Annotated in this window: 19 protein-coding genes and 1 pseudogene; 14 read left to right on the top strand and 6 right to left on the bottom strand. The window is 72.4% G+C overall.

Translation table 11 applies throughout. The annotated features are described in order from the left end of the window. Positions 1 to 13: 13 nt before the first annotated feature. Positions 14 to 1,672, bottom strand: a complete 1,659-nt coding sequence (locus B1205_RS06395; protein ID WP_089154742.1) for a GTPase — start codon at positions 1,670 to 1,672, stop codon at positions 14 to 16. Positions 1,673 to 1,748: 76 nt separating this feature from the next. Continuing rightward, positions 1,749 to 3,578 (bottom strand): GTPase domain-containing protein, encoded by a 1,830-nt coding sequence (locus tag B1205_RS06390; RefSeq protein WP_089154741.1) that lies wholly within the window; start codon positions 3,576 to 3,578, stop codon positions 1,749 to 1,751. 210 nt (positions 3,579 to 3,788) lie between these two features. Between B1205_RS06390 and dnaK the strand changes: the two genes are divergently transcribed. From dnaK to B1205_RS06365, 5 genes are all read left to right on the top strand, one after another. Continuing rightward, positions 3,789 to 5,654: a molecular chaperone DnaK gene (gene dnaK / locus B1205_RS06385; RefSeq protein WP_089154740.1), complete on the top strand. Its 1,866-nt coding sequence runs from the start codon at positions 3,789 to 3,791 to the stop codon at positions 5,652 to 5,654. A gap of 49 nt (positions 5,655 to 5,703) precedes the next feature. Then, a complete protein-coding gene (gene grpE, locus B1205_RS06380; protein ID WP_089154739.1) occupies positions 5,704 to 6,456 on the top strand; it encodes a nucleotide exchange factor GrpE in 753 nt (250 codons plus the stop codon). 79 nt (positions 6,457 to 6,535) lie between these two features. Continuing rightward, on the top strand, positions 6,536 to 7,729 hold the full coding sequence (gene dnaJ / locus B1205_RS06375) for a molecular chaperone DnaJ (protein WP_089154738.1): 1,194 nt from the start codon (positions 6,536 to 6,538) through the stop codon (positions 7,727 to 7,729). A gap of 24 nt (positions 7,730 to 7,753) precedes the next feature. Beyond that, entirely contained in the window at positions 7,754 to 8,194 is a 441-nt protein-coding gene (locus tag B1205_RS06370; protein WP_089154737.1) for a heat shock protein transcriptional repressor HspR, read from the top strand. A gap of 148 nt (positions 8,195 to 8,342) precedes the next feature. Then, positions 8,343 to 8,549 (top strand): hypothetical protein, encoded by a 207-nt coding sequence (locus B1205_RS06365; protein ID WP_089154736.1) that lies wholly within the window; start codon positions 8,343 to 8,345, stop codon positions 8,547 to 8,549. Between the two features lie 121 nt (positions 8,550 to 8,670). On the opposite strand, the gene B1205_RS06360 is transcribed toward B1205_RS06365, so the two are convergent. The 4 genes from B1205_RS06360 to B1205_RS06345 form a co-directional block, all read right to left on the bottom strand. Further along, positions 8,671 to 9,099 carry a hypothetical protein gene (locus tag B1205_RS06360; protein ID WP_089154735.1) on the bottom strand — a complete coding sequence of 143 codons (429 nt, stop codon included), beginning with the start codon at positions 9,097 to 9,099 and terminating at the stop codon, positions 8,671 to 8,673. A 168-nt stretch (positions 9,100 to 9,267) separates the two neighbouring features. Then, positions 9,268 to 10,479 (bottom strand): cation:proton antiporter, encoded by a 1,212-nt coding sequence (locus B1205_RS06355; protein WP_089154734.1) that lies wholly within the window; start codon positions 10,477 to 10,479, stop codon positions 9,268 to 9,270. A 5-nt stretch (positions 10,480 to 10,484) separates the two neighbouring features. Beyond that, positions 10,485 to 10,985, bottom strand: coding sequence for a cation:proton antiporter regulatory subunit (locus tag B1205_RS06350; protein WP_089154733.1), 501 nt, complete (start codon positions 10,983 to 10,985; stop codon positions 10,485 to 10,487). A gap of 78 nt (positions 10,986 to 11,063) precedes the next feature. Further along, positions 11,064 to 11,294, bottom strand: a complete 231-nt coding sequence (locus B1205_RS06345; RefSeq protein ID WP_089154732.1) for a winged helix-turn-helix domain-containing protein — start codon at positions 11,292 to 11,294, stop codon at positions 11,064 to 11,066. Positions 11,295 to 11,581: 287 nt separating this feature from the next. Between B1205_RS06345 and B1205_RS06340 the strand changes: the two genes are divergently transcribed. From B1205_RS06340 to B1205_RS06300, 9 genes and pseudogenes are all read left to right on the top strand, one after another. Beyond that, positions 11,582 to 11,845: a hypothetical protein gene (locus tag B1205_RS06340; RefSeq protein WP_089154731.1), complete on the top strand. Its 264-nt coding sequence runs from the start codon at positions 11,582 to 11,584 to the stop codon at positions 11,843 to 11,845. Positions 11,846 to 12,050: 205 nt separating this feature from the next. Then, positions 12,051 to 14,587: pseudogene (locus B1205_RS06335) on the top strand (ATP-dependent Clp protease ATP-binding subunit). A gap of 133 nt (positions 14,588 to 14,720) precedes the next feature. Further along, the gene (locus B1205_RS06330) at positions 14,721 to 15,098 is read left to right on the top strand and encodes a hypothetical protein (RefSeq protein ID WP_089154959.1); all 378 of its coding nucleotides are present in this window, start codon (positions 14,721 to 14,723) and stop codon (positions 15,096 to 15,098) included. An 82-nt stretch (positions 15,099 to 15,180) separates the two neighbouring features. Continuing rightward, a complete protein-coding gene (locus B1205_RS06325) occupies positions 15,181 to 15,801 on the top strand; it encodes a DUF4178 domain-containing protein (protein WP_089154958.1) in 621 nt (206 codons plus the stop codon). Then, a complete protein-coding gene (locus B1205_RS06320; RefSeq protein ID WP_089154730.1) occupies positions 15,802 to 16,296 on the top strand; it encodes a DUF2617 family protein in 495 nt (164 codons plus the stop codon). Further along, positions 16,293 to 16,718 carry a DUF4247 domain-containing protein gene (locus B1205_RS06315; protein WP_089154729.1) on the top strand — a complete coding sequence of 142 codons (426 nt, stop codon included), beginning with the start codon at positions 16,293 to 16,295 and terminating at the stop codon, positions 16,716 to 16,718. The genes B1205_RS06320 and B1205_RS06315 overlap by 4 nt, the downstream gene beginning before the upstream one ends. Before the next feature lie 30 nt (positions 16,719 to 16,748). Further along, positions 16,749 to 17,171, top strand: a complete 423-nt coding sequence (locus B1205_RS06310) for a DUF350 domain-containing protein (RefSeq protein WP_089154728.1) — start codon at positions 16,749 to 16,751, stop codon at positions 17,169 to 17,171. Next, entirely contained in the window at positions 17,171 to 17,947 is a 777-nt protein-coding gene (locus B1205_RS06305; RefSeq protein ID WP_089154727.1) for a hypothetical protein, read from the top strand. Before B1205_RS06310 ends, B1205_RS06305 begins: the two co-directional genes overlap by 1 nt. Then, positions 17,944 to 19,331: polyamine aminopropyltransferase (locus B1205_RS06300; RefSeq protein WP_254909785.1), on the top strand; the 1,388-nt coding region annotated here is incomplete at its 3' end. The genes B1205_RS06305 and B1205_RS06300, both read left to right, overlap by 4 nt.

Genomic DNA, 19,331 nt, shown 5'->3' with positions numbered 1-19,331 from the left:
AGCGGGCCGGGGTTCATCGACGCCCGGCGTCCCGCAACGCGTCCCGGGCCGTCGCGTAACGCGCCAGCACCGCCCAGACCGGGTCCAGCACGAGCTTCTCGCCGACGCTGCCCACGGACGTGAGCAGGCGCTCTTCGGCCCGGTGCCGGGCACGCCGGGCCGCCCACCCGACCACCGGCCGACTCAGTGCCGCGACCAGCAGACCGGCCAGCAGACCGCCGAGCAACAGCACGGTGGGCCAGGGCACCACGCCGAGCGTCGGGTGCTCCAGCGGCGGCAGGCCGAGCAGCCTCAGCGCGTACCCGAAAAGCAGCCAGACCAGGCCGCCCAGCGCGGCGAGGGTGACCACCCACTGGATCGCGCCGACCACCCGCCACCAGGTCGGCCGCCGGTCCATGCCGAGGTCGGTGGCGGCGACCGCATGGTCCAACGCGCCCGGCAGGTCGGCCGACCGGGACCGGGCCGCCGCGGTCACCGCGGTCGGCCAGGGCGCCGGCAGGTCGGCACCGGCGCGGTCGGCCACCGCGCGGACGGCCAGGTGCAGCGCCGAGCGCTGTGCGGCGGTCGGATCGGGTACGGAGGTGGCCGCGACCAGGCTCTCCACCGGCGCGCTCAGGTCCTGGCCGGGCAGGTGCAGCCGGCGCAGCGGATCGGGCCGCAGCTTCCGCCAGCCCCGCACCAACGGCCAGCCGGTGCTGCTCACCGCCCGGTGCCGGTACGCGCCCTCGACCGCGTGCGCCACGGTGGGCACCCCGGCGGCCCCGGCCAGTGCCCGGTTCAGCTCCTGCGCCGAGGCGTCGCCGGGCCGGGTGCGCGGCGGCTCCACCTCGACCAACGGTTCAAGATCGGCCACCACGGCGTCCACGTCGCTGGAGAGGCGGCGCAGGGCGGCCTGCCGTTCGGCGACCGTACGCTCCAACTCGCCGCGCAGGCCGTCCAGCCCGGTCGGGTCCACCGCCACCGTGGGCAGCAGCGGCACCCCGCCCAGCCCGTCGGCGTCCAGCAGCCGGCGCAGGTCGTCGAGGACCCGGGGCAGCTCGGTCGGGGGCAGTCGGTCGGCCTGGTTGAGCACCACCACGGTCACGTCCTTGTGCCGGTGGAACTCGCGCAGATAGCTGGTGTGGATCACCCGGTCGGCGTACTTCTGCGGGTCGACCACCCAGACCACGAGGTCGACCAGGCCGAGCAGTCGGTCCACCTCCAGCCGGTGGGAGTGCTGCACGGAGTCGAAGTCGGGCAGGTCCAGCAGGACGAGACCGTGCAGGGTGGACTCGTCGTCGCCGTCCAGCGGGCTCTCCCGGACGAACCGGTGCCGGGGCAGCACCCCCACCCAGTCGAGCAGCCGTACCGCGCCGTCGACCGGACCCCAGACGCAGGCGTGGGCCACACCCGTGGTCGGCCGGCGCACGCCGACCGGCGACAGGTCCATCCGGGCCAGCGCGTTGAACAAACTCGACTTGCCGCTGCCGGTGGCACCCGCGAGGGCGACCACGGTGTGCCGGCCGGAGAGGGCGAGCCGGTCCCCGGCCCGCTCGACCACGGTGTGCGCGGCGACCAGTTGGGTGTCGGGCACGTCGCCGTCCACCGCGCCGAGGAACCGCTGGACCGCCTGTAGGCGCGCGATCAGGGCGTCCGGGTCGACCCGCTGGTCACCCCGGAGCGCCTCACGCATCCGTCCCACGATGTTGCTCACGGTGCCTTCCTGGTTCGCGACTGCGGGGCTCGCAGGCCCGGCTCACTCCTCGCGCTCACAATGCCTTCCTGGTGGGCAGCGGGGCGCCGTCGGTGCGGGACAGGCCGCTGTGGTGCCGGGCCCGCTCGACCTCCAGGGCGGCCCGGCGCAGCGCCTCGCCGACGTCGGCGGCGGGGCGGGCCGAGCCAGTGCGGGCGAGGAACCGGCGGGCCTCCGCGGTGAGCAGCGCGCCGACCCGTTCGAGCAGGTCCACCCGCGCCTTGCGGGACAGGTTCCGCACCGCCTGGTCGCCGAAGATGGCCTGGAGCACGGTCTGCCCGGCGACCGCGGTGCCGGTGCCGGCGGCGACCTCCAGCCCGGTGGGGATGAACGCGGTGGAGGCGAACACCCCGATCATGACGGCCAGGCCGGTGGCGTTGACCGCGTAGGCGGCGGTGCGGGCCACGAACCGCCGGTCGCCGCCCTCGACGCGGACCAGCTCCAGCACGCCGCGCTGCCAGTCCCGGACCAGTTGCTCGGCCCGCGCCGGGAAGTCGGCCGAGGCGTGCGCCAGGTCGGGCTCCAGCAGCGCCGCGCCGGCCGGGTGCGCCTTCCACCCGGTGTACGCGTTCTCCGCCGCCTCGGCGGCCACCCCGCGCAGCAGCGTGACCAACTGGGACTCGATCGCCGTACGCAGCTCCGCCGCCGGTGCGGGCCGCCCGGTGACCACCGCGACCACCCGATCGCGCATCCGGCCGATGCGCGCCTCCAGGCTGCGGAAGAACTCGCCGGTGCCGACGAACTCCTGCCAGCGCGCCAGCACCTCGCCGCGGAGCAGCCGGCCGTCCTTGAGCCCCTGGTCGACGGTCCGTTCCGCGCCCCGGTACGCGGCCCGGACCCGCTCGTCCAGCGACTCGGCGGCGGTCACCTGCTCGTCGGCGGCCTCGGCCAGCCCCGCGACCACCGGGTGCAGCGCGGCCAGCGCGCCGTCGAGCGTCTGCCGGACCACCGCCGAGCGGGCCTCGGCGTCGCCGGCCAGCCGGGCGAACCAGCCGCTCAGCGGCGCGGTCATCTTGTCGGGGAGCAGCCCCTGCCCGTCCACCCAGGTCTCCGGCAGCACGAACAGCGGCGCGGCACCCAGGTCCTGGGCGGCGAGCATCTCGGACAGGTGGGCGGCGACCTCGTCGCAGGCCTCCGGCGGCACCCGGTCGAGCACCATGGCGACGGCGGTGCCGCGGGCCCGGGCGCCGCGCAGCAGCTCCCAGGGCACGGCGTCGGCGTAGCGCGCCGCGGTGGTGACGAAGAGCCACAGGTCGGCGGCGGCGAGCAGTTGCCCGGCGAGCGCCCGGTTGGCGTCGACCACCGAGTCGATGTCGGGCGCGTCGAGGAAGGCCAGGCCGGGCGGGAGCGCCGGCGCGGTGACCAGGTGCAGGGTGCCCGGCTGCTCGCTCGGCTCGGTGGTGCGGGTCAGGCCGGGCAGCAGGTCGCCCTGCCGGAACCAGGCGGCGTCGGCCGGGTTGCACACCAGCACCGGCGAGCGGGTGGTGGGGCGAAGCACGCCGGCCGCGCTGACCCGCGCCTGGACCAGGCTGTTGACGAGCGTCGACTTGCCGGCGCCGGTCGAGCCGCCGACCACCACGAGCAGCGGGGCGTCGAGCCGGGCCAGCCGGGGCAGCAGGTAGTCGTCGAGCTGGTCGGTGAGGCTCGTCGCGGCGTGCCGGGCCGGCTCGGCCGAGGGCAGGGCGAGCGGGAACCGGGCCGCGTCGATCGCGGCCCGCAGGCCGGTGAGCGCGGCGGGCAGGCCCGCCAGGGCTTCGGCGGGCTGGTCTTCCCCGGCGGTGGCGCCGGTGCGGGCTGCGACGGCGGGCGCGCCGGCACGGGTGGCGGAATCGCCATGCGTCGTCACCGCTAAAGCGTGCCCGACCGACGCAAGGTAAGACAACCGGACAGTAGTAACGGTCGGGTTGCGTCGGGTTGACTCAACCCCGACTTGCGGTTTGACGAGAGCGTGGCACTATTGAGTCAAGTTCACTCAACTTGTGGTGCGGTCGCTTCCGGGCGGCCCGCCGGGCAGGCCACCTGACCTGCTCACCCGTTACGAAGCGAGGAAGCGAACATGGCACGTGCGGTCGGCATCGACCTCGGCACGACGAACTCCTGCGTCAGCGTTCTCGAGGGCGGTGAGCCCACCGTCATCGCCAACGCCGAGGGCTCGCGTACGACTCCCTCGATCGTCGCGTTCGCCCGCAACGGCGAGGTGCTCGTCGGTGAGGTCGCCAAGCGCCAGGCGGTGACCAACCCCGACCGGACCATCCGCTCGGTCAAGCGGGAGATCGGCACCAACTGGACCGTCGACATCGACGGCAAGAAGTACACCCCGCAGGAGATCTCGGCCCGCACGCTGATGAAGCTCAAGCGGGACGCCGAGGCGTACCTGGGCGAGCAGATCACCGACGCGGTGATCACCGTCCCGGCGTACTTCAACGACGGGCAGCGCCAGGCCACCAAGGAGGCCGGTGAGATCGCCGGCTTCAACGTGCTGCGGATCGTGAACGAGCCGACCGCGGCCGCCCTGGCGTACGGCCTGGACAAGGGCTCCAAGGAGCAGACCGTCCTGGTCTTCGACCTCGGTGGCGGCACCTTCGACGTGTCGCTGCTGGAGCTGGCCGAGGGTGTCGTCGAGGTCAAGTCGACCAGCGGTGACAACCAGCTCGGCGGCGACGACTGGGACCAGCGGATCATCGACCACCTGGTGAAGACGTTCCGCGGCGAGCACGGCATCGACCTCTCGCAGGACAAGATGGCGCTGCAGCGGCTCAAGGAGGCGGCCGAGAAGGCCAAGATCGAGCTGTCCGCGGCCACCACCAGCAACATCAACCTGCCGTACATCACCGCCGGCTCGGCGGGCCCGCTGCACCTCGACGTGACGCTGAGCCGCGCCGAGTTCCAGCGGATGACGCAGGACCTGCTGGACCGCTGCAAGGGCCCGTTCGAGCAGGCCGTCAAGGACGCCGGGATCAAGGTCGCCGACGTCGACCACGTCATCCTGGTCGGCGGCTCGACCCGGATGCCGGCCGTCACCGACCTGGTCAAGCAGCTCACCGGCCGCGACCCGAACAAGGGCGTCAACCCGGACGAGGTCGTCGCCGTCGGTGCCGCGCTCCAGGCCGGCGTGCTCAAGGGCGAGGTCAAGGACGTCCTGCTGCTCGACGTGACCCCGTTGAGCCTGGGCATCGAGACCAAGGGCGGCATCTTCACCAAGCTCATCGAGCGCAACACCACCATCCCGACCAAGCGCTCCGAGGTCTTCACCACGGCGGACGACAACCAGCCGTCGGTGCTGATTCAGGTGTTCCAGGGCGAGCGGGAGATCGCGGCCTACAACAAGAAGCTCGGCACCTTCGAGCTGACCGGCCTCCCGCCGGCGCCGCGCGGCGTGCCGCAGATTGAGGTCACGTTCGACATCGACGCCAACGGCATCGTCAACGTGCACGCCAAGGACCTGGGCACCGGCAAGGAACAGAAGATGACGATCACCGGCGGCTCGTCGCTGCCGAAGGACGACATCGAGCGGATGCGCCGGGACGCCGAGGAGCACGCCGACGAGGACAAGCGCCGCCGGGACGAGGCGGAGACCCGCAACGTCGCCGAGGCGCTCCAGTGGCAGACCGAGAAGTTCCTGGCCGAGAGCGGCGACAAGCTGCCCGGCGAGAGCCGGGACCAGCTCAACGAGGCGCTCGGCGAGCTGCGCAGCGCCCTCGGCGGGCAGGACATCGACAAGATCAAGACCGCGCACGAGAAGCTGGCGCAGGTCTCCCAGCAGGCCGGCTCGCTGCTCTACGCCCAGCAGCAGGAGGGCGAGCAGGCCGCCCCCGGTGGTGCGGCCGGGCCGGGTGCCGGCGCGGGTGCGGCCGGTGGCCCGCAGGCCGGCGGCGCCGACGACGTGGTCGACGCGGAGATCGTGGACGAGGACAAGAAGTGACCTCCGTTCCCCGGACACGACTCGCACGGCAGAGGGATGAGGTAGCCGCATGACGGACAAGCCACGAGCGGCCGACCCGGGCTCCACCGGGTCGGCGCCGGGTGGCTCCGCGGGCGCCGGCAAGGACGCCGGCGATGAGCCGCGGGTCGTCATCCGCGACAAGCGCAAGCTGGGCAAGGTGACCGAGCAGCCGGCGGAGGACGCCTCCGCCGCCGACGCGGCCGCCGACGCGCCCGCCGAAGGGCTGGTCGAGGAGACCGAGGTCGTGGTCGACGAGATCGGCGGCGAGGCCGAGGTCTCGGGGCCGCCGGTGGTCGACGCGCCGGCCGAGGCGGGCGAGAAGACCGACGGTGCCGCCGCGCCGCTCGGCGCGGAGCTGGAGTCGCTCCGCTCCGACCTGGAGGAACGCACCCGCGACCTCCAGCGGGTCTCGGCCGAGTACGCCAACTACCGCAAGCGGGTCGACCGGGACCGCAACCTGGTCCAGGACCAGGCGACCGGCACGGTGCTCACCGCGCTGCTGCCGATCCTCGACGACCTGGACCGGGCCCGCGAGCACGGCGACCTGGTGGGTCCGTTCGGCAGCGTGGCCGAGCAGCTCACCGGCGCGCTGGGCAAGTTCGGCCTGACCGCGTTCGGCGAGCAGGGCGACCCGTTCGACCCGACCCGGCACGAGGCGGTGGCGCACCAGACCTCCGCCGACGTGACCGAGCCGACCTGCGTGCAGGTCATGCGCCGGGGGTACCAGCTCGGCGAGCGGCTGCTGCGGCCGGCCCTGGTCGCGGTCGCCGACCCGGAGTAGTGCCGACCCGTGACGTCCCGCCCGCCCACACCGGGCGGGCGGGACGACCGGGATTCGACCCGTGGAAGGGGGTGGACCGGTGAGTTCCAAGGACTGGATCGAGAAGGACTACTACGCCGTGCTGGGCGTGGACAAGTCCGCCTCCTCGGACGAGATCAAGAAGTCGTACCGGAAGGTGGCCCGGGAGTCGCACCCGGACCACAACCCCGGCGACCCGGGGGCCGAGGAGCGGTTCAAGGCCGTCTCCGAGGCGTACGGCGTGCTCGGCGACGACAAGAAGCGCCGAGAGTACGACGAGATGCGGTCGCTCTTCGGCTCGGGCGCGTTCCGGCGGGGCGCGCGGGGCGGCGCGGGCCAGCCGGGCGGCGTGCCGTTCGACGTCTCCGACCTGTTCGGCGGAGGCGGTGGCGGTGGTGGCGACGCCCGGTTCGGCGGTGGCGGCTTCACCGACCTGTTCAGCTCGATCTTCTCGGGCGGCGGTGCCGGCGGTGGTGCGGGTCGGCCACGCGGTCCGGCCCGGGGCCGCGACGTCGAGGCCGAGGTGGCCCTGGACTTCTCCGACGCGGTACGCGGGGTCACGCTGCCGCTGACGCTGCGCGCCCCCGGGGTCTGCGACACCTGCCACGGCAACGGCGCGAAGCCCGGCACCCAGCCGGTGGCCTGCCCGGTCTGCCACGGCGCCGGGGTGACCACCCGCAACCAGGGCTCGTTCAGCTTCTCCGAGCCGTGCCGCAACTGCCAGGGCGTCGGCACGATCGTCGAGGAGAAGTGCCCGGAGTGCCACGGCACCGGCGGGGTCACCAAGACCCGCACGCTGAACGTGCGCTTCCCGGCCGGGGTGGCCGACGGGCAGCGGATCCGGTTGGCCGGTCGAGGTGAGCCCGGTGACCGGGGCGGCCCGGCGGGCGACCTGTTCGTGCACGTCAAGGTCCGGCCGGACGAGCTGTTCGGGCGCACCGGGGACGATCTCACCCTGACCGTCCCGATCACGTACGCCGAGGCGGTTCTCGGCACCGACCTGCGGGTGCCGACCCTGGACGGCGCGGTGACCCTGCGGGTGCCGCCGGGTACGCCCGCCGGGCGGGTGCTGCGGGCCCGGGGCAAGGGTGTCGTACGCAAGGACGGCCGTGCCGGTGACCTGCTGGTCACCCTCGACGTGCTGGTCCCGGCGAAGGTCTCGGACGAGGCGCGGGCGGCGCTGGAGACCTTCGCGGCACAGACTCCGCCCGCCGCGCGGGAACATCTCGACGCGCGGGTACGTCGAGTCAGTTGACGTCGGCAGCGGAGGTGAGCGGACATGTCGGAGGAGCGCGTCGGCTCGGGTGACCCGGCCTACGAGGCCAAGATCCTGATGATCTCGGTGGCCGCGCGGATGGCGGGTATGCACCCCCAGACGCTGCGCCAGTACGACCGGTTGGGCCTGGTGCAGGCCGGGCGGGCGGCCGGTGGCGGTCGCCGGTACAGCGTCCGGGACGTGGTGCTGCTCCGCGAGGTGCAGCGGCTCAGTCAGGACGACGGGATCAACCTGGCCGGGGTCAAGCGGATCATCGGGTTGGAGCGGCTGCTGGAGGAGGCGCAGCAGCGGGTGGCCCGGCTCGAAGCGGAGCTGGACGCCGCGTACCGGCGGATCGCCGAGCTGGAGTCGCTGGGCGGCTTCGCCCGCGGCGACCTCGTGCCCACCAACCGCACCTCCACCGCGCTCGTCGTCTGGCGTCCTCGCCGCGCCCCCGACCGCTGACCCCCGCGCTCGTACCACGAAGGCCGGCACGAGGCTGTGCCGGCCTTCGTCGTTGCGGAAAACGGGGGCGCGGGTGGGAGGCGGTCCACTACGCTGGAGTCAACGGATAAAAGCACTGAAAACGGAATCCGGGCTGGCGGGGGGAGCCATGGCGGAACCGGCGAAGAAGATCGCGGAGCGCGCGGAGGAACGCCTGGAGCAGGTGGCCGAGAACGTCCGGGAGCGATTCGACCGGGTCACCGAGGGCCGCTTCACCGACAAGGTCAAGGAAGGGCGTTTCGCCGACCAGACCGACCACGGCGTGGACCGCGCCAGGGACGACGAACGGCGCCGAAAGCAGGGCGGCTCGACCTGAGCGATCCGCCGCCGAACGGGCCGGGACCCACGGGGGGCCCCGGCCCGTTCGGCGTGTAAGGAAGGGGACCCTCTTAACGTTTCCGGTAGAGGAAGGTGCCCCGCTTAACACCCGGGGGGGCTCAGAGGCGGCGGTTCTCCCGGACCAGGCCGCCCTCGCACCAGTCCCGGTAGACGAAGAGATCCGGGCGGGCGAGCAGCACCCGGCTGTTGTGCGCCCAGTTGCGCATCAGGTCGTCGCCGGTTCGTTCGGCCTGCTCGACCAGCTTCCGGAAGCGGCGCTTCGGGTGGGCGCGGAAGTTCGTCCGGATGCCGTCGGCGGCGTAGATGTAGAGGCAGTGCAGCGCGAACCGCCGGGCCGGGCAGGTCTGGTCCATCGCCAGGTCGAACAGCGTCTGCACCAGATGGTCACCGGCGACCAGCAGGTCCCAGTCCGGCGGCATGGAGGTCAGCGGCACCGAGTCCGGCTGGTACGCCCAGGCACGCAGTTCGGCGGGCGAGGGATCGACCGGGTTGGCGAAGCCGTGGAACGTCTTCTCCTGCACGTTCACCGGCCGACCTTCCGCTGTCGCTGGCGGGGGCACCGGCCACCCGCGGACCCTGGTTGCTGGGGCGACACGTTAACGCGGTTGAGCCGAGCAGTGGTAGACCTTCCCAAAATCAATTCGGCAACCGTTGGTCGGCCGGACCGGCTGAGTCGCCGGTCCGGCCGACCGAGGTCAGTCGCCCAGCCGTACCGTCGCCGGTGACCGGGTGGCGGCGGCGCGCTGGCGCAGCCACTGCTTGAACCACGCCGTGTCCGGCAACCGGGCGAGCAGCGGCCCGGTCACCACCGTGATCAACACGTACGCGGTGGCGAGCGCGGCCAGCTTCGGCTCCACCGGGTAGACGGCGGCGACCGCCAACCCGGCGATGACGATGGAGAACTCGCCGCGCGGGGTCAGCGCCAGGCCGGCCCGCCAACGACCGGGCTCGGCGATCCCCGCCCGGCGGGCGGCCAGGTAGCCGGTGGCCACCTTCGTCGCCATGGTCACCACGGCCAGCAGCAGCGCCGGCAGCAGCACCGGCGGCATGTCCAGCGGATTGGTGACCAGCCCGAAGAACACGAAGAAGACCGCGGCGAAGAGGTCCCGCAGCGGCGAGAGCAGTTCGGTGGCGTGGTGCGCGACCGGCCCGGACAGCGCGATGCCCACCAGGAACGCGCCGACCGCGGCGGACACCTGGAGCTTGGCCGCGATGCCGGCGACCAGCAGGGTCAGGCCGAGCACCCCGAGCAGAAGCGCCTCCGGATCCTTGGCGGAGAGGGCGGCGGAGATCAGGTGCCCGTACCTGATGGCCACGGCCAGCACGACGACCACGGTGAACACCGCGACGGCGAGCGCGATGCCGCCCTTCATCAGGCCGACCCCGGCGAGCAGCGCGGTGACCAGCGGCAGGTAGAGGGCCATCGCCAGGTCCTCGATCACGAGGACGGAGAGGATCACCGGGGTCTCCCGGTTACCGACCCGGCCCAGGTCGCCGAGCACCTTGGCGATCACGCCGGAGGACGACACCCAGGTGACGCCGGCGAGCACCACGGCAGCGACCCAGCCCCAGCCCAGCAGCAGCGCGAAGGCGAAGCCGGGCAGTGCGTTGAACACCGCGTCGATGAGGCCGGCGGGCGCGGCCGAGCGGAGGTTGCCCACCAGTTCGTTCGCGCTGTACTCCAGGCCGAGCATGACCAGCAGCAGGATCACGCCGATCTCCGCGCCGACGGCGAAGAACTCCTCGCTGGCGTTGAGCGGCAGCAGGCCGCCGTGGCCGAAGGCCAGCCCGGCGAGCAGGTAGAGCGGGATGGGCGAGACGCCGACGCGACGGCTGAGTCGGCCGAGCAGACCGAGCAGGAGCAGCAGCGCGCCGACCTCGACGAGCAGGATCTGGGTTTCGTGCATACGCGTCAGCCGTCCGGATCGGTCTCGGCGAGGATCGAGGTGACGCCGTCGAGCCCCTGACGGGTACCGACCACGACGATCACGTCGCCGGCTTCGAACCGGAAGGTGGGATCGGGCGAGACGTTCACCTCGCCCTGACGCAGCACCGCCACGATGGAGGCGCTGGTCCGGGTGCGCGCCTTGGTGTCGCCGAGCCGCCGGCCCACGTACTTCGAGCCGGCCGGCATGACGATCTGCTCGGTCAGCAGCCCGGCGGCCTGCTCGCGCAGCCCGGAGAGCTGACCCAGCATCAGCGACGCGCCGAGGATGTCGGCCAGCGCCTCCGCCTCATCATCGGTCAGCGGTATGTCGTGTTGGCAGGAGTCGGGATCGTCCGGGTCGTAGAGGACCAGGTCGCGGCGGCCATTGCGGTGGGAGACCACTCCGAGCCGGCGGCCGGACTCCGTCATCAGGTCATGACGGACGCCGATCCCCGGTAAGGCGGTCTGTTCGACACGTACTCGCACGCCGGTGAGGCTACATCTGCCAAGCACGCCCTGCTCGCGGGGCTGTGCCATGGTCCGATCCTCGTGCCGGCGGTGCGATCAGGAGGCGCCCTCGCGGGGCGTGACGTAGGTGCCCTTGCCCTGGTGTCCCTCGATCAGACCCTCGGCCTGGAGGATCAGCAGCGCTGAGCGCACCGGCTCCGCGGAGACCTGGTAGTGCGCGATCAGTTCGCGCAGGGAGGGCAGCTTGTCGCCCGGCGCGTACTCGCCCGAGGCGATCTTGTCCCTGATGTCCTGGGCGATTCTCTGGCGGTCCGAAACTCGGGGCATGGCGGCGACTCCTGGTAGGCCCCAAGATCTTCCCACGAGCGGGGACCGTCAGCCAACACTTCGCGTGCTAACCATGCTCACTCCTTGTAATGCAATGCTTTGCATTGTATGTTCTCGGTGCGGAAGCCTTCGGCGGAAAGCCTGGTAGGCAAACCGGCCTCCCGGTTGGCAGCCGTAGCCGGCACGACTGGTCGCGCGGCCAGTCGTGCCGCCTTCCCTGGCTCCCACAAGCCGTCCCGAGGAGGGATCAACGTGATGCGCCATCTGCTATCCCTGGGCCCGCGTCGATGACCGGGCGGTATGTGATCCATCTGCCGGTGCGGGCGGCCGATCTGGCGCGGGCGAAGATGCTCGGTCGGACGGCCGGTCGGTCGTTGGGCTTCCTCGGCGCGGTGGAGTTGGGCGGGATCACCGTCTCGGCCGAGGACGACCAGGGCGTACACCACTGGGTGTTCTGTGACCGCAAGCTCGACGGCGGTCGACGGTGTGTGCTGCGCGCCGACCATGTGACGCCCTGCACCACGCGCCTGCCGGGGCGGCGTGGTCGCTGAATCTGCTTGATCAACACCGGGTCGCCGATGTGGTGCCATCCAGGCGCGGGCATGGCACCACATCGGCGAAGTGGCGTCGCAAGATCAAGATCAGGATCAAGGTCGAGAGCCAATGGTGACTCAGGTCACAGTGGCGGAGTTGAGCGGAATAGACTCAACTCTGGTTGTGTCGTTTCCAGTGGACACGCCGATCCCGGGGGAGCCCATGAACACGGAACGCCTCACCACCAAGAGCCGCGAGACCATCACCGGTGCCGTCGCGTTGGCGAACCAGCGCGGTCACGCCACCGTGGAGCCCTGGCACCTGCTGCTGTCGCTGCTGGACACCGACGGTTCGACCGCCGCCGGCCTGCTGCGCGCGGTCGGAGCCGACCCCGCCGAGCTGCGCCGGGTCGCCCAGCGCTCGGTCGACGCGCTGCCCGCCGCGCGCGGCTCCAGCATCGCCGAGCCGACCCTGGCCCGCGAGTTCGTCAACGCCATCGGCGCCGCCGAGCAGATCGCGCGGCCGCTGGGCGACGAGTACACCTCCACCGAGCACCTGCTGGCCGGGCTGGCCCGGGTCGGCGGCGCGGTCTCGGTCGCGCTGAAGAACTCCGGTGCCACCGAGGAGAATCTGGTCGCCGCGTTCCCGACCGTCCGGGGCGGGGACCGCCGGGTCACCACCGCCGACCCGGAGCAGACCTACCAGGCGTTGGCCAAGTACGGCATCGACCTCACCGTCAGCGCCCGCGACGGCAAGATCGACCCGGTGATCGGGCGGGACTCGGAGATCCGCCGGGTGATCCAGGTGCTGTCCCGGCGTACGAAGAACAACCCGGTGCTCATCGGCGAGCCGGGCGTCGGCAAGACCGCGATCGTCGAGGGGCTGGCCCAGCGGATCGTGGCCGGCGACGTGCCGGAGTCGCTGCGGGACAAGAAGCTCGTTTCGCTCGACCTCGGCGCGATGGTGGCCGGCGCGCAGTACCGCGGCCAGTTCGAGGAGCGGCTCAAGTCCGTGCTGGAGGAGATCAAGAACTCCGACGGCCAGGTGATCACGTTCCTCGACGAGCTGCACACCGTGGTCGGCGCCGGCAAGGGCGAGGGCTCGATGGACGCCGGCAACATGCTCAAGCCGATGCTGGCCCGGGGCGAGCTGCGGATGGTCGGCGCGACCACGCTCGACGAATACCGCGAGCACATCGAGAAGGACCCGGCGCTGGAGCGCCGCTTCCANTCAAGGAGCGCTACGAGGTGCACCACGGCGTACGCATCACCGACGCCGCGCTGGTCGCCGCCGCCACCCTCTCCGACCGTTACATCACCGACCGGTTCCTGCCGGACAAGGCGATCGACCTGGTGGACGAGTCCGCGTCCCGGCTGCGCATGGAGATCGACTCGCGTCCGGTCGAGGTGGACGAGATCGAGCGGGCGGTGCGCCGGCTGGAGATCGAGGAGATGGCGCTGGCCAAGGAGCCGGACGCCGCCTCCGCCGAGCGTCTGGAGCGGCTGCGCAAGGAGCTGGCCGACAAGCGCGAGCAGCTCACCGCGCTCTCCGAGCGTTGGCAGACCGAGAAGAGCCACATCACCAAGCTCTCCACCGCCAAGGAGGAGTTGGAGCGGCTCGGCGGCGAGGCCGAGCGGGCGGAGCGCGACGGCGAGCTGGAACGCGCCGCCGAACTGCGGTACGGCCGCATCCCCGCGCTCCAGGGTGAGCTGAGGCAGGCCGAGGAGGAGCTGGCCCGGCTCCAGGCAGACGGCGCGATGCTCAAGGAGGAGGTCGGCGCGGACGACATCGCCGCCGTGGTCGCCTCCTGGACCGGCATCCCGGCCGGCCGGCTGCTGGAGGGCGAGACCGCCAAACTGCTGCGGATGGAGGAGTCGCTGCGCGCCCGCGTGGTCGGCCAGGCCGAGGCGGTCGGCGCGGTCTCCGACGCGGTCCGCCGCGCCCGGGCCGGCGTCGCCGACCCGGACCGCCCGACCGGCAGCTTCCTCTTCCTCGGTCCGACCGGCGTCGGCAAGACCGAGCTGGCCAAGGCGCTCGCCGAGTTCCTCTTCGACGACGAGCGGGCCATGGTCCGCATCGACATGAGCGAGTACGGCGAGAAGCACTCGGTGGCCCGCCTGGTCGGCGCCCCGCCCGGTTATGTCGGGTATGAGGAGGGCGGCCAGCTCACCGAGGCGGTGCGCCGCCGGCCGTACTCGGTGATCCTGCTGGACGAGGTGGAGAAGGCCCACCCGGACGTCTTCGACGTGCTGCTCCAGGTGCTCGACGACGGCCGACTCACCGACGGCCAGGGCCGCACGGTGGACTTCCGCAACGCGATCCTGATCCTCACCTCGAACCTCGGGTCGGCGGTGATCAGCGACCTGACGCTGTCCGAGGACGAGCGCCGGGAGGGTGTGCTCGCGGTGGTCCGGTCGCACTTCAAGCCGGAGTTCCTCAACCGCCTCGACGACATCGTGGTGTTCGCCGCGCTCCAGGGCGAGGACCTGCGTTCGATCGTCGACATCCAGCTCACCCGGCTGCGCCGTCGGCTGGCCGACCGCCGCCTGGGCCTGGACATCACCGAGGCGGCCCGCACATGGCTGGCCGAGCACGGGTACGACCCGATCTACGGTGCCCGCCCACTGCGCAGACTGGTCCAGTCCGCCATCGGCGACCGCCTCGCGAAGGCGCTCCTGGCCGGCGAGATCCGCGACGGCGACACCGTCCAGGTAGACCTGGCCGACACCAAGGACACCCTGACCGTAACCGCCCCCTGACCCCCCACCCCCCACCCCCACCGCTGTGTTGATCATGAAGTTGGCGGCGCGACACGCCGAAATGGCACCCGACAACTTCATGGTCAACAGCGTTGGGGCCGGTGGTAAGGGGCACTAGTAGGGGGTGTTGGGGATGAGTGGGTGGGAACGGGAACTGGACTCGGCCGTTCGGGAGATGGGTCGGGCGGACACGCTCGCCTTTGGTGGGGTGGGGTTCGCGGGGCAGATCCTGCCGGCGACGGAGGCGTATCGGCGCGTCGAGGGGGCGCTCGTTGAGCACCCGGAGGCGGCCCGGCGGAAGGTCGAGCGGCTGCTCAGGGACGGCACGGCTGCGGGGAAGGCGTACGCGGCGTCGCTGCTGGACGCCGTCGACCCGGACGCCGGGCGGGACGCCTGGGCGCGGCTGCGCGACGACGACGGCGAGTTCACCACGTTCAGCGGCTGCGTGATGGGCCGTACGACGCTGCGTGAGTACGCCGTCGACCGGCTGGCCGACCGCGACCGTAGCTGACCCCACACTCAGCGAACAGCCCTTCTACCAGGGTGCACGGGGTTGTTACCGTCTCCGCCGACGGATGTTGGGGGAGGCGGTCGTGAACGGTTCGGTGGCGTACCTGGTGACCACGCTGGGGTGCCTGGTCGGGGTGGCCGGTGTGGTGATCGCCGTGATCGCGGTGCGCAGGTCCCGCTCCGCGCCACGGCCGAAGGCGGCACCCGGTGACCCGTTCCGGGACCGGGACTCCGACGCGCTGCGCGGCGACCCGCGGGCGCTCAAGCCCGGCGACATCGTCGAGATCCGCTCGGTGCCGTACACGGTGCGGGGCTCGGTGCACCTGGTCGAGGGCGGCTGGAGCTGGGCGGAGCATCTGCTCGACGACGCCGGCGGGGTGAAGCGCTGGCTCTCCGTCGAGGCGGAGCCGGACCTGGAGATGGTGCTCTGGACCAGCGAGCCGGGGGCCGGCGTCACGCCGGGCGCCCCGACGCTTGACGTCGCCGGCCGCCAGTACCGCTGGGACGAGTCCGGCCAGGCCCGCTACACCGCGACCGAGGGCACCGGCCTCGACCCGCACGGCACCATGCGCTACTACGACTACCAGGGGTCCGGCGGGGCCCGGCTGTCGTTCGAGGCGTACGGCGAGGCCGGCTGGGAGGTGAACCTCGGCGAGGAACTGCGTCGCGCCGAGGTGATGATCTACCCGCAGGGCGTGAACTGAGTGCTCGTCGCCCTCGACACCCCGTACGTCGACAGCCGCGCCGCCGACCTGAGCCTGACCCTCGGCGGCCCGGAACTGCCGGCGCTGGCCGTACGCGACCTCGACCTGCCCGGCGGTACCCGGCTGCGGTTGCGCCTGCTCGGCGCCTCCCACCAGGTCGTCCTCGGCGCGCTGACCGAGACGGTCGCCTGTCTGCCCGGCCGCCCGCCGCGCCTGCCCGAGTCGCTGCACGACGAGAGCACCGGCTACCGGTTCACCGCCACGGTCCTCCGCCCGACCGGCGACGGTCTGCGCACCCGGGTCGCGGCGCTCCGCGCCGAGCTGGCCGACCACCCGTACGCGCTGGTCGGTGTTTTCCCCGGCGACGAGGACGCGGTCACCGCGCTGGCCGTCGCGCCCGATCCGCCGGGCGGCGCGCTCGCCTGGCGCACCTGGCACGCCTATCCCCAGACCAACGAGCTGGTCCTGACCGAGACGGTGGTGGAGGAGCTGTGACGTACCGACGGTGGTTCGTGGTGGGCGTGGCGGTCGCCGTCGTCGGCGCTCTCGTCGCCGCCTTCGCGATCTTCTACGGCAGCTTCTCGCCCCGCGGCTACGTGAAGGAGCACTATTCGCGGGCCTCCGGGCGGGACATCGGCTCGCAGGCGATCGCGTACACCTCGAACCGGTCGCCCAGCCAGGTGTCGAAGCAGATCACCGACGCCTGGAAGCCGGCCGACCAGTACGTCGACGGCAGCGGCGTCTACCTGCGGTACGACGACGACTCGGTGGTGATCCTCCCGCTCGCCGTCGGCTCGGTGATCCTGCTGGAGAAGATGACCACCGCGTACCCCCGCTATCACAGCACCGTCGGCAACAGCTGGGGCTGGGGCCGAGGCAGCACCGTCCGGGGCGGCGGCCCCGGCGCCGGCAAGTAGCCCGTCCGACCCCCTCACCCTGGAGTTCCTGTGCAGCATCTCGTCACCGACCTGCTGGTCACCCTCGCCTACGGTGTGGTCGGCGTCGTCCTGATGGCCGTCGGTTACCTGCTGGTGGACCTGGCCACCCCCGGCAAGCTCCACGAGCTGATCTGGGCCGAGCGCAACCGCAACGCGACGGTGCTGCTCGCCTCCAACCTGCTCGGCGTCGGCACCGTGGTGGTCGCCGCGATCGTGGCCAGCGACGACGACTTCATGCTCGGGCTGGTGGGCTCCGCCGCGTACGGGTTCCTCGGTCTGGTGATCATGGCGGCGGCCTTCGTGCTGCTCGACGCGGCCACCCCCGGCAAGCTCGGTGAGCTGCTGGTCGACCCGGAGCCGCACCCGGCGGTCTGGATCTCCGCCACCGTGCACCTCGCCACCGGCGCGATCATCGCCGCCGCTATCAGTTGATGACCGGAAAGAGCGCTGCCGCCAAGGCGAAGGAGAAGCGCAACACGACGGTGGTCTGGATCGTCGTCATCCTGCTGTGCGTCGGCGTGCCGATCGCGATCGGGATCGTCAACGGCAGCGAGAGCACCGACGTGCCCGGGCCGACGACCGAGCAGCGGAACGCCACCGTGCCGCTGCTGGCGTCCGCCTCCGACGGCCAGGGCATCTGCTACGGCTGGGTGCTGTCCGACTGGGGCGACGAGATCAGCGTCGGCTCCAACCTGGGTGACGGGACGCCGGTGCGCGACGATCCGCGCTGCCCGCGCTGGATCGAGGTCTCCGCCGTCGTCCACTACACCTCCGCCAGTAGTGAGTCCCGGGATTCGGCGCGCATCGGCGTGAACGGCTCGGACGACATCGAACGCGCCGACCTCTATCCGATCGCGTCCGGCCTGAGCCGCTTCGGGCTGGACGAGGACGCCTTCGTTGACGAGCCCGGCTGGGCGATCACCCGGGCGACGACCGTGCTGCCGCTGCTCGCCGCCGAGGTCGGGCTCGCCGAGCCGGCCCCCACCGCCGCCACCCCGGCGGCCGGCACGCCGGCCCCGCTGCCGAGCGCCGGCAACGACCTGCTGCGGGACCGCAAGGGCTGGCTGTTCAGCGCCGCCGGTCTGCTGCTGGTCGCCGCACTGTTCATCACCGTGGGGGTGCGGCAGCGAAACCGGCAGCTCCGGGGAGCCGTGCCCGCGCAGCGCGCCGGGGCGGGACCCGCCGGGCGTACCCGGAGGGGAGCGTGACCGCCGACGCGCCCGCGCGGCCCCGGTGGCGCGCGGCCCGCGCGGCGGTCCTGCTCGCGGTCTTCGTCTGCGCGGCCTGCGGTCTGGTGTACGAGCTGGCGTTGGTCGCGCTCGGCAGCTACCTGATCGGCGACGCGGTCGGTCAGGCGTCGATCGTGCTCGGCGTGATGGTCTTCGCGATGGGCGTCGGCGCGCTGGTGGCGAAGCCGTTGCAGTCCCGGGCGGCGCCCGCGTTCGCCGCGATCGAGCTGACCCTCGCGCTGCTCGGCGGCCTCTCCGTGCTCGGCCTCTACGCCGCGTTCGCCTGGCTCGACCTCTACGGCCCGGCGCTGGTCGGCACCGCGTTCGTGCTCGGCCTGCTGATCGGCGCGGAGATCCCACTGCTGATGGTGATGCTGCAACGCATCCGCGAGCAGTCCGCCGGCAGCGCGGTGGCCGACCTGTTCGCCGCCGACTACGTCGGCGCGCTGCTCGGCGGGCTGGCCTTCCCGTTCCTGCTGATGCCGATCTTCGGCCAGCTCAGGGGCGCGCTGGTGGTCGGCGCGGTGAACGCGGTCGCCGGGGTGGTGCTGGTCTTCACGGTGTTCCGCGACGAGCTGAGCCGCCGGGCCCGGGTCGGCCTCGGCGCCGGCTCCGTCGTGGTCGCGCTCCTGCTCGGGTACGCCTGGGTGACCGCCCACGACTTCGAGGTGACCGCCCGGCAGCAGCTCTACCGCGACCCGGTGGTGCACGCCGAGCGCAGCCGCTACCAGGAGATCGTGCTGACCCGCTCGGTGCGGGAGGTCGGCCACACCGACACCGACCTGCGGCTGTTCCTCAACGGCGACCTCCAGTTCAGCTCCGTCGACGAGTACCGCTACCACGAGGCGCTGGTGCATCCGGCGATGCGCGGGCCGCACGGCGACGTGCTGGTGCTCGGCGCGGGCGACGGGCTGGCCGCGCGGGAGATCCTGAAGTATCCGGACGTGCGCTCGGTGACGCTGGTCGACCTCGACCCGGCCGTGGTGGCGCTGGCCCGCAGCGAACCGCAGCTCCGCGACCTCAACCGCGCCTCGCTCGCCGACCCCCGGGTACGGGTGCTCAACCTGGACGCGTTCGGTTGGCTGCGGACCGCCACGGAACGCTTCGACGTGGTGATCGCCGACCTGCCCGACCCGGACGAGACGGCCACCGCGAAGCTCTACACGGTCGAGTTCTACGCGCTGATCCGCCCGGTGCTGGCCCCCGGCGGGCGGCTGGTCGTGCAGTCCGGCTCGCCCTACTTCGCGCCCCGGTCGTACTGGTCGATCGAGCGGTCGGTGCGGGAGGCGGGCTTCGCCACCGTGCCGTACCACGTCGACGTGCCGAGCTTCGGCGACTGGGGATTCGTGCTCGCCGCGCCGGG

It is taken from the genome of Micromonospora sp. NBS 11-29 (assembly GCF_002140155.1).
GTDB lineage: Bacteria > Actinomycetota > Actinomycetes > Mycobacteriales > Micromonosporaceae > Micromonospora.
Note: the sequence above shows the minus strand (reverse complement) of the source record. Positions and strands in the feature narration are given on the sequence as shown.

Bases quoted from the DNA above. Each gene is read 5' to 3' on its own strand.
- B1205_RS06305 (WP_089154727.1), top strand. From the start codon at position 17,171: ATGACCGGAAAGAGCGCTGCCGCCAAGGCGAAGGAGAAGCGCAACACG.
- B1205_RS06395 (WP_089154742.1), bottom strand. From the start codon at position 1,672: ATGCGTGAGGCGCTCCGGGGTGACCAGCGGGTCGACCCGGACGCCCTG.
- grpE (WP_089154739.1), top strand. From the start codon at position 5,704: ATGACGGACAAGCCACGAGCGGCCGACCCGGGCTCCACCGGGTCGGCG.
- dnaK (WP_089154740.1), top strand. From the start codon at position 3,789: ATGGCACGTGCGGTCGGCATCGACCTCGGCACGACGAACTCCTGCGTC.
- B1205_RS06365 (WP_089154736.1), top strand. From the start codon at position 8,343: ATGGCGGAACCGGCGAAGAAGATCGCGGAGCGCGCGGAGGAACGCCTG.
- B1205_RS06345 (WP_089154732.1), bottom strand. From the start codon at position 11,294: ATGCCCCGAGTTTCGGACCGCCAGAGAATCGCCCAGGACATCAGGGAC.
- B1205_RS06355 (WP_089154734.1), bottom strand. From the start codon at position 10,479: ATGCACGAAACCCAGATCCTGCTCGTCGAGGTCGGCGCGCTGCTGCTC.
- B1205_RS06330 (WP_089154959.1), top strand. From the start codon at position 14,721: ATGAGTGGGTGGGAACGGGAACTGGACTCGGCCGTTCGGGAGATGGGT.
- B1205_RS06370 (WP_089154737.1), top strand. From the start codon at position 7,754: ATGTCGGAGGAGCGCGTCGGCTCGGGTGACCCGGCCTACGAGGCCAAG.
- B1205_RS06340 (WP_089154731.1), top strand. From the start codon at position 11,582: ATGACCGGGCGGTATGTGATCCATCTGCCGGTGCGGGCGGCCGATCTG.